Origin of the sequence: Synechocystis sp. LEGE 06083 (genome assembly GCF_015207725.1) — a bacterium.
Classification (GTDB): Bacteria; Cyanobacteriota; Cyanobacteriia; order Cyanobacteriales; family Microcystaceae; genus Synechocystis; species Synechocystis salina.
Map to the genome: position 1 here is coordinate 1 of NZ_JADEWJ010000147.1, position 9,417 is coordinate 9,417.

Below are 9,417 nucleotides of genomic sequence, written 5' to 3' on the forward strand. Positions count from 1 at the left end.
TTTTCTAATCCTAATGATGATGCTATCGCTGGCAAGCTTTTTCTTTTTATATCACTTAATATTCCCACCATCAGGTATTTAAAAGCTTCATAAGCTCTCACATCTGGAAATATATCTTTATACAGTTCACTATACGTGTCTACACATTGTACTGTCTTTTTCGCTTCTCTTACCTTCGTCATACTCCCTCCAAGCTTTCCAGCCTTTTATCTCCATTCTAATTCACCCATTTTGATGAAAGAGGGATACTCTAAACAGAAAAATCCTAGTTATTTGTTAATGAATTTAATCGTCACTCTGAGTTAAGCACTGAAATATTTGGCAGTGGGATGGTAGGCAATGATCGCCGTTGTCGATTGTTCCGGATAAACCTGTTCACTTTCGTCCATATACAAGCCGATCCGTTCTGTTTGTAACAGTTCCAATTGGGTGTATTGATCCTGCATGTTGGGGCAAGCAGGGTAGCCAAAACTGTAACGGGAACCTTGGTAACGTTGTTGGAGAAGATCACGAATGTTATCGGGGTCTAAATGCCCAAAGCCCAATTCCTGGCGTATCCGTTGGTGGGTCCACTCGGCTAAAGCTTCCGCCATTTGCACTGCCATGCCATGGAAGTAGAGGTAATCGGTGTAATTATCGCCGGCAAATAGTTTCCTCGCATATTCCGTTGCAATTTCCCCTACTGTCACCGCTTGCATGGGAAAAACATCGGTAATCCCCGATTCTTTTGGAGCAAAAAAGTCCGCAATACAAAGCCGTCGCCCTGATTTTTGCCGGGGAAACTCAAACTTGGCGATCGCCGTTGCATCCGGAGGAATTTGGCCATTATTTTGGCTGATCAGTTCAGGATCGTAAATTAATAAGGTATTGCCTTGGGATTGACAGGGAAAATAACCATAAACCACCGTGGGATGGAGTAAATTTTCCGCTATGACTTTCGCCTTCCATTCGGCCAGAATCGGATGGACTTTTTCTGCCAAGAACTGGTCATATTCTTCGCGGGATTGCTCTCTGGGTTTGCGGAATTGCCACTGACCGACAAAGAGAGCTTGCAAGTCCAAAAGGGGAAACACTTCTTCCAGGCCAATATCACTGGGTTGTAAAATCCTCGTACCCCAGAAAGGTGGCATCGGCCTTGCAATATTAGGATCTACTGCTTCGGAACGAACGGTATCAATGACCTCTGGCTCTGTGGGTTGTTTCCCCGCATCAATTAACTTTTCTTCTTCGATGCCAAAGTTAGTTTTGGCGTCATTATCTGCCATGGGGGCGTGGCCATTTTCTTCAGCATATTCGCCCAAAAATCCTTGGAAATCATCCCAGCTAGCGGCACTTTTAGCGGGCATAAGTTTATCCATGAAATGCAAATCAGCAAAGGCGTCCTTACCGTAAATTACTTGGCCTTTGTAAGTGCTTTGACAATCTTGATGGACAAATTTAGGAGTTAACGCGGCTCCCCCTAAAATAACGGGGACAGTGATACCTTCATTGTTAAAAACTTCTAGATTTTCCTTCATAAAAGCGGTGGATTTCACCAACAAACCACTCATGGCAATGCAGTCAGGCTTATGTTCTTTGTAGGCTTCGATAATGTTTTCCACTGGCTGTTTAATGCCTAAATTAATTACCCTATAGCCATTGTTGGAAAGAATAATATCCACTAAATTTTTACCAATATCGTGCACATCCCCTTTAACGGTGGCAATTAAAAAAGTACCCTTGGCATTGTCGGCGGAATCATCCTTATCCATGTGAGGTTCCAGAAAAGCCACTGCCGCTTTCATGGTTTGGGCCGATTGCAGTACGAAGGGTAATTGCATCTGTCCGGAGCCGAATAGTTCCCCCACCACTTTCATGCCATCTAATAAATAAATATTAATAATATCTAGGGGAGGATAAAGTTTTAGAGCTTCATTCAACGCATCTTCTAAACCCAGTCTTTCTCCATCAATAATGTGGCGTTTCAGCCTTTCTTCCACCGGCAAATTAGCGTCACCGGATTTATCCCGTTTAGTGGTTTTACCTTCAAATAAGGTTGTTAGCTTAGTTAACGGGTCATAGGTGCAGCGCTCCCCGTCAAATTCCCGTCGATCATAGATTAAATCTAGGCACACCTGTTGTTGTTCTGGGTCAATTTTTGCCAAGGGTAAAATTTTATTGGCACTGACAATGGCCGCATCCATACCCACCTGCATACATTCGTGGAGAAAGATGGAATTGAGCACCTGGCGGGCGGCGGGATTCAAACCAAAGGAAACGTTAGAAACCCCCAATAAAATATGACAATTCGGTAATTCCTGGCGAATTCTGCGGATGGCATCCACGGTGGCTTTACCGTTTTCTCGATCATCTTCAATGCCGGTGGAAATGGGCAGGGCTAAAGGATCAAAGAAAATTTCCGTGGCCGGAATACCAAAGGCGATCGCCGCTTCGTAGGCCCGTTTGGCAATCTCAAATTTTTTATCGGCCGTGCGCCCCATGCCATCTTCATCGATGGTGCCGATGACAATGCCAGCCCCATATTCCTTAGCAATTTCCAATAGTTTATAAAATCTTTCTTCGCCGTCTTCGTAGTTGGTGGAATTGAGAATACATTTTCCCCCGGCTACCTTTAAACCGGCTTCCATTTTTTGCCATTCGGTGGAGTCCAACATTAAAGGCAGGGTGACATTATTGACTAAACGGGAAGCCAATTCTTTCATGTCATGCACCCCATCCCGACCGACATAATCCACGTTGACATCAAGGATTTGGGCCCCTTCTTTTACTTGGGATTTAGCGAGGGAAACTAAACTGTCCCAATCTTCGGCATTGAGCAGATCCCGACATTTTTTGGAACCACTGGCATTGAGCCTTTCCCCTACGATTAAGAAAGAATTTTCCTGGGCATAGGTTTGGGTGGAATAAATAGAGGCGGCGCTGGGTTCGTACCGGGGTTGACGCTCCTTCGGATGCAGATCCTTGGCAATGTCCGCCAAAGCTTTGATGTGATCTGGTCTGGTGCCGCAACAGCCACCGATTACCTGTACCCCCAGGTCTTCAATGAAGTGCATCAGGGACATTTGCAGTTCCACCGGGGTGAGGCGATAAAAAGCTTGGCCGCCAACGTTTTCTGGCAAACCAGCATTGGGAATACAGGACACCACAAAGGGAGAATGTTCAGAAAGATATTTGACGTGCTCCTTCATCAAGTCCGGCCCGGTGGCACAGTTCAGCCCCAAAATATCGATGGGATAGGGTTCCAAAATGGCCAAGGCCGCCGCCATCTCCGTACCCACCAGCATGGTACCCATGGTTTCCATGGTGACTGACACCATCAATGGTAGGCGATCGCCTTTTTCGGCAAAGACCTGTTCAATGGCATTCAGGGCCGCCTTAATTTGCAACACATCCTGACAGGTTTCAACTAGCAATAAATCCACCCCGCCGTCGTACAGGCCCCGTACCTGGACCACATAGGCATCCTTGAGGCTGTCATAGTCCACATGACCTAGGGTGGGTAACTTAGTCCCCGGCCCCATGGAACCCGCCACAAATCGTGGTTTTTCTGGGGTGGAAAATTCCGCCGCCACTGACTTGGCCAACGCCGCCGCCGCCTTATTCAAGTAATAGCTTTGATCTGCCAAATCGTACTCCGCCAACACCAAGGGGGTGCCCCCAAAGGTATCTGTTTCTACCACATCGGCCCCCGCTTCATAAAAAGCACGATGCACCGTGGCTACCGCCTCTGGCTTAGTATGGACTAAATATTCATTACAGCCTTCGTATTCCGCCCCGCCAAAATCCGCTGCCGTTAGGTTTTGTACCTGCAGGTTTGTACCCATAGCCCCGTCAAAGACTAATACCGGGCGATCGGGACTGTGGAGACGGTCTAAAAAAGCACTTTTCATAGGGAGGTCGGAGACCAGAAGCTAGATTGGATCAGGGTTATGGCATATTATATGGGGCTTGGCGCTAATCTAACAACGTGGAAATGGAGCCATGGCATTATTTTCAACAATTATCCACCACCAATAAACATGAATAAATTAGTTGTGAATAAGGAAAATTTAAAGATTAATTAGAGCCCCAATTAAAAAGTTGTTATTCTATGATCAATAGTCACTAGTAAATGATGAAAAAATTACTTTTAACTCTGATCAAACTCTATCGGGTCTTGATTTCACCGTTGTTTCCACCCAGTTGTCGTTTTCAGCCCACTTGCTCCCAGTACGCCTTAGATGCGGTGGAAATCCACGGAGTCTGGCGGGGTAGTTATCTGGCTCTGAAAAGGATTTTGCGCTGCCATCCCCTACATCCGGGGGGTTATGACCCTGTGCCCAACCCTGAGCAAGGGAAAGCTTCTTCTTAAGCTCCGGATTGAGCGGTTAAATCACTGGAAATTCTCACCCTACCGCTCCCTTCAATAGGGCAGAAACTAGTGAAAAAATTCCCGGTATTGGGGAATTGATTGAGCAAATCGGAATGTTACCAACAGACCCTAAGATTTAAATGTGATGACCGTTTTCCGGTAAATCTTCGTGCCCCAAATTAACCTGTTTATCTTGGTTATCTGGACGGTCTTTTTGGGATTTTAACGGCAAATTCAACAGAGACATACGACTGGGAATGGGGGTGCGGGGCAATGGCTGTAGTCCCTGTAATACTTCTGAAAGTTGCAATCGCTCCGGCTTAGTTTCTTTGAGTTTGTGCCAGACGGAACGGGACATCAACAAACGATGTTGCTGACGCTGGGCCCCCAACTGTTCCAAATATTCTTCCCGTTCATGTTGATAATCGGCCGACTCTAACATGAGGGCTTGGGGAGGAAGTCCTTGGACTAGTTGAGCCATTTTCACTAGCAGTTTGGGGTAGAGCCAAGTATAGGCAGGATGTACGGTTAATTCCGCTTGGTGGGCCTGTTGGCCGTCGGTGGACAGGGTGAGTTTGAAATAGGCGATCGCCGCTTTGCGTTGAGGTTCAAAGACGTAGCCACTGACTTCTTCCTGGTGGGTGTACCAATTTTGCCAACGGTTTAATAGGGAACTCAAAAAGCGCCGCTTGAAATCCGCCACATGGCGATCAAATACCTGACGCATCAAAGGGGGCATGGAAACACAATCAAGCTGACAGAGCAGGGCCGCATCAGCATTGCTTACGGGCAGCAAATTGGGTAAGTCAGGATCGTTCTGGGCCAGACTGGTCAACAGTTCCGCCGACAAGGACCAATGGGTAATTTGGGCTAGGGGCTGAAAACCATTCTGACGGTAAAGAGCAAGGATATTTTTATCATTTACGTCCACATCCAACACCCAGGTGCGGGCTTCCCAGACATTTTGAAAACAGTAGCGCAATAGCTGGGACCCCATACCTTTCGGGTCTGTTACCAATTCCGGCTGGATGGCCTGGGCTTGCACCGACAGTTGCTCTATTTTCCAAGTGGAGCGACTGGTGTTGAACGGGGTCACCTGCACAAAGCCACCGATGGTACCCTGGGGTTTTTGCTCCGCCACAAAGCAATGGAAAAGATGTTGCAACGGATTGGGAAAACAACCCAAGGCCCTGAGCATGCCGTACCAGAAAAGATTCTGCGGCAATCTACCCGCCAATGAACTGCCCGACATTGCCCCCTGTTGGTCGGTCAGTTTATCTAAATTTTCCAGGTCCCGGAACTGAACTCCCCGAACCACCAACAAGTCAGTTTCATTAAGGGTAACCATAGGGCGGCAAAGAACGGCGTCTTCCCCATATTAACTGCTTTTCCCGACGTTGGGACTCGGCGATCGCCGGTTTACTGGACAGTCCACCAGCCAAAAGTGGGGCCAATAAATCTGACTGTGACCCACAAGCCCGCCATCACACCAATGCCAATCCAGGCTCCTTTGGTAGTCCATTTATAGAAATCCTCGGCTTGTTTTTTTGTTAAAGGCAGCCACTCCACAATCCGTTGATCCTGGCCATAGCGATCGCCAAGGGATTGTTTACGACGCTTTGATTCTCCCATGTTTGTTTTTATCCTAAGTTCAGTAAATTGTGATGATTTTAACAACAGAATTTTATCCATAAAACTGCCAACTTTCAATCACGCTATTGTCAGGTTTGGTGATTTTTGGCTGGTGTTTTCGGGGGCAGAATCGCTGAAAAACAGCTACCAACCCCAGGAGTTGAAGTTAATTGAATATCACCACCATGGAGTTGGGCCAAGCGACGGGAGAGGGCTAACCCCAGGCCAGTACCTTTTTCAGCAAAACTAAGGGGAGGGGAAATTTGCTTAAAAGGTTGAAACAAATCCCTCTGATCTTCCGGGCTGATGCCAATGCCAGTGTCAATCACGGAAAAAATTAATGCTTCCTCGGTGGCTTTGACCGCCAAGGTCACACTCCCCTGGGAGGTAAATTTGACCCCATTGGAAAGGAGATTAATTAAGATTTGTTTCCAACGCCTTTGATCGACATAGCAAAAATCTACTCCATCATCAATGGTCAAATTTAGGGCTAATTGTTTCTCTTTAGCCTTAGTTTGCACCATGGAAATTACCGAAAGACATAGGTCTTCCACTGCCACCTGTTCATAGAATAATTCTTCGCAACGGGCATCAATTTTTGACAGATCGAGAAAATCATTCACTAGGGACAGTAAATGTTCGGCAGAGTTTAACGTACCTTGCACATATTGGTGTTGTTTAAGATTTAATTTGCCATAAAGTTCATCCCTTAGCATTCTAGCAAAACCAATAATGGCCGTGAGGGGAGTCCTAAATTCGTGGTGAATATGGCTCAAGTTAATCGTCATGGGGGCATGGCGATCGCCAACCTTGTAACTTTCTTGGGAAGGCCATGCTTCAGACTCACCATGGTATTGGTAGGCAAACACCGTACCCACTTCCTGCAGAAAACGATATTGCTCAAGACGCCATTGGCTGTGGGGCCAAACTAAGCAAATGCCACTAACATATTGATTGTGCTGAAAAATAGGTAAGAGGAAGTAAGGCAAATCGCCATGAATGTTTCCCTGCACTGCCCCAGAATCAAAACTAGCTGGGTTAATTTCTTGCCAGTGTTGTTTTAAATCGGTTAATAAGCTCTTTCCCTGTTGTAACTCTTCTTGGCGATCGCCAATAAATTTGAGGCATTTTTCCGCCATGAACCTTGGGGCATGCTCAGTCTGAAGAACAATGGAGAGGGTAGGAATAATTTCCACTCCGGCAGGGGTAGTTCCTAAGTTCCAATAATAAATTGCTTGCACCGGAATAATGCTCACAATCAATCTAGCTATGGATTGCTCAAACCCATCCCCGGCCGTTGGCAAAATTTTCCTGTTAGGGAAATTGGAACCCATAGTGACACTCAAAGCCAATGAAATATTGATGCCATAGGCAATGGCGGGGCTAATAAATAGAATTGTACTATATTAGCTAATTAACCCAAGCCCATTGTCTAATTTACTGGGGATTGTATGCCCAGAGTAAGATTGAGCAGCTTTCTAATCACTCACTATAGAAAAATTTTAGCCTGCCAGATAGAGAGCTGGGGGCAGTCAACTGGGACTTTTTAAACTTTGTCTATCTATTAGAAACAAAGGAAATAAAATTCTTCAAACTTTATAGAGCTTTATAGGGGCACATTTTGCCCCAGATCATAGTAATAAATTTGTTGAGTTTTATCCGTTAGGACATTCAAGTATTTTCGATAAATTTTTTCTCCCGCAATTGGCTCGGCAAATTCCGGTGGTTGTTTGTAGTCAGCTTCAGGGTAAGCTTGTTGAATACTAATAATTGAGCAATAATATTTTAACCACTGTCGCAGTACTTTAATTAATTGTTCAAATTTTAGAGCCGTATTGCCATGTTGATGGTTCAGGGCGATGAATTGTATCATCAAAGCAAAGGAACGGCTATTATTTTTTTCCGCTGGTATCTGAATAATTTGGCTGATTTTATCAAAAACGGCAATGTTTTTGTTAACCAGATGGGTTAAAACAGCAAGGTCGTGAATGCTTCGAATTTCAATATTGCGAATTAGGTCTGAAATACTCACCAACACAGAATAGTCAGACTGTTCAAAAGAATGAAATCTTCTCAGTAAGTTGAGTCCTAGGGGATTATCTGATATTTGCTTTAGGTTATCAACGTAGTGGCTAAGAGCATCTTTCCCCTCCGGCGTTTTTGTTTGGTCAATGGCTTCAGCTACAGTGACTTCTAGCTGTTGTTTGAAGGTGTCGGCATCTTCCGATTCCTTGAGAATATGGGGCACCTGGTCATAAAACTCCTGTTGCTTATAACCCCGGTATCTAAGTTCAGTTTGGTTAATAAACAGGAGCAAATCTTTGACGTCAATAGCTAGCTCTAAGTATCGGTAACTTTGTTTAAGTCCCCCATATTCCCCCAGATCATTGTCCAACATATATTGAATTTTAATGTAGGTGATGAATTCTTGGTCCAAAAACTGGGGACTGTCGATCGCTTCAGCCGTTTTAGCAAAAATATAGAGATCGCTGACGTGTTTTCTGTGGTCAATTAAAGCTTCTTCCGGTACATCCGGTTTAGTCTGAATAATGCCTTCAATTAGGCTTCCTTTCCCCAACACAGGACGATTCCACCAGGGCTGTTCCCTACCTGATTCTGGGGACGGATTACCTTCTTTATTTGATCTAGCCATGGGCAAAGCTTCTGGGGAATCCCCAATGTTACTGAAAAGAGTCAAATCTCACTCAATCAACATTTTAATCAACTTGATTGAGTAAGTAATTGAAAAAGCCACGGCGCTGTATCGAAGAGAAGCAGATCAACCCTCAATAATGCTGACTTCATCAGGGCGGAAATGGGCTTTGAACCGTTTTTCAAATTTCACCAACACCGGCAAATTGGCACTAATGGGTCTGCCCTGCCATTCGGTCAATACGGCGGCCACTTCCCCTTCCATACCTTGCAAATCAAAGGCTATTTTTTTATGTTCTGGATGGTGGTAAACCACAACGGAGGAGGTGACTCGAACACGATCGCCGACATTCATAGGGTTTTTCTCTAGGGTTGGCTTGGTTTATGGACAGGGTCTACGGGCACAGAAGCCAAAAAATGGCGCTGTGGGCATAGAGTCTCCATTTTTGCATAGGTTAGCCCCCGCTAAGCAAGCATTCCCCTGGGGAGGGACTGCCGAGGGTAAGGGCGAAGGTCTAGGGCTGGTTATTCCTGAGTTACGACCAAATCAGTATCTATCTGCGACGTTTCAGGGGGAGAAGGGACGGCAAACTCGATTTTGGTTTGGATTTGTTGGCTCAACCAGGTTTGGAAAAGATCATTGCGCAACCGTTGCCGGATATTGTCATCCAGTTGACTAGAAATGTATTTTTCTAGCCTGAGCAGAATCCACCACTCTCCCACGGCCACTGGCAGACAGAGTTGGCCGGCGGGGGTACTTTTCAGTAGTTGCACTATTTGGG

7 protein-coding genes and 2 pseudogenes are annotated in these 9,417 nt (G+C 45.6%); 1 reads left to right on the top strand and 8 read right to left on the bottom strand.

Annotation, left to right across the window (positions count from 1 at the left end; translation table 11 throughout):
- Together IQ219_RS20130 and metH are read right to left on the bottom strand one after the other, a co-directional pair.
- Positions 1–182, bottom strand: a pseudogene (locus tag IQ219_RS20130) (IS701 family transposase); the annotation flags it as partial.
- A gap of 120 nt (positions 183–302) precedes the next feature.
- On the bottom strand, positions 303–3,890 hold the full coding sequence (gene metH / locus IQ219_RS11985; RefSeq protein WP_194072751.1) for a methionine synthase: 3,588 nt from the start codon (positions 3,888–3,890) through the stop codon (positions 303–305).
- A gap of 221 nt (positions 3,891–4,111) precedes the next feature.
- On the opposite strand from metH, the gene yidD reads away from it, so the two are divergent.
- Positions 4,112–4,351, top strand: coding sequence for a membrane protein insertion efficiency factor YidD (yidD, locus tag IQ219_RS11990; RefSeq protein WP_228017015.1), 240 nt, complete (start codon positions 4,112–4,114; stop codon positions 4,349–4,351).
- A gap of 136 nt (positions 4,352–4,487) precedes the next feature.
- On the opposite strand, the gene IQ219_RS11995 is transcribed toward yidD, so the two are convergent.
- The 6 genes and pseudogenes from IQ219_RS11995 to IQ219_RS12020 all read right to left on the bottom strand — a co-directional run.
- Positions 4,488–5,699 carry a GNAT family N-acetyltransferase gene (locus tag IQ219_RS11995; RefSeq protein ID WP_194020521.1) on the bottom strand — a complete coding sequence of 404 codons (1,212 nt, stop codon included), beginning with the start codon at positions 5,697–5,699 and terminating at the stop codon, positions 4,488–4,490.
- A 71-nt stretch (positions 5,700–5,770) separates the two neighbouring features.
- The gene (locus IQ219_RS12000; RefSeq protein ID WP_190596721.1) at positions 5,771–5,983 is read right to left on the bottom strand and encodes a DUF2839 domain-containing protein; all 213 of its coding nucleotides are present in this window, start codon (positions 5,981–5,983) and stop codon (positions 5,771–5,773) included.
- Positions 5,984–6,072: 89 nt separating this feature from the next.
- A complete protein-coding gene (locus tag IQ219_RS12005) occupies positions 6,073–7,317 on the bottom strand; it encodes a HAMP domain-containing sensor histidine kinase (RefSeq protein WP_194072753.1) in 1,245 nt (414 codons plus the stop codon).
- Positions 7,318–7,589: 272 nt separating this feature from the next.
- Positions 7,590–8,636, bottom strand: a complete 1,047-nt coding sequence (locus IQ219_RS12010; RefSeq protein ID WP_194072754.1) for a hypothetical protein — start codon at positions 8,634–8,636, stop codon at positions 7,590–7,592.
- A 126-nt stretch (positions 8,637–8,762) separates the two neighbouring features.
- The gene (locus IQ219_RS12015) at positions 8,763–8,990 is read right to left on the bottom strand and encodes a ferredoxin-thioredoxin reductase variable chain (RefSeq protein WP_190597018.1); all 228 of its coding nucleotides are present in this window, start codon (positions 8,988–8,990) and stop codon (positions 8,763–8,765) included.
- 170 nt (positions 8,991–9,160) lie between these two features.
- Positions 9,161–9,417 (bottom strand): annotated as a pseudogene (locus IQ219_RS12020) (peptidylprolyl isomerase); the annotation flags it as partial.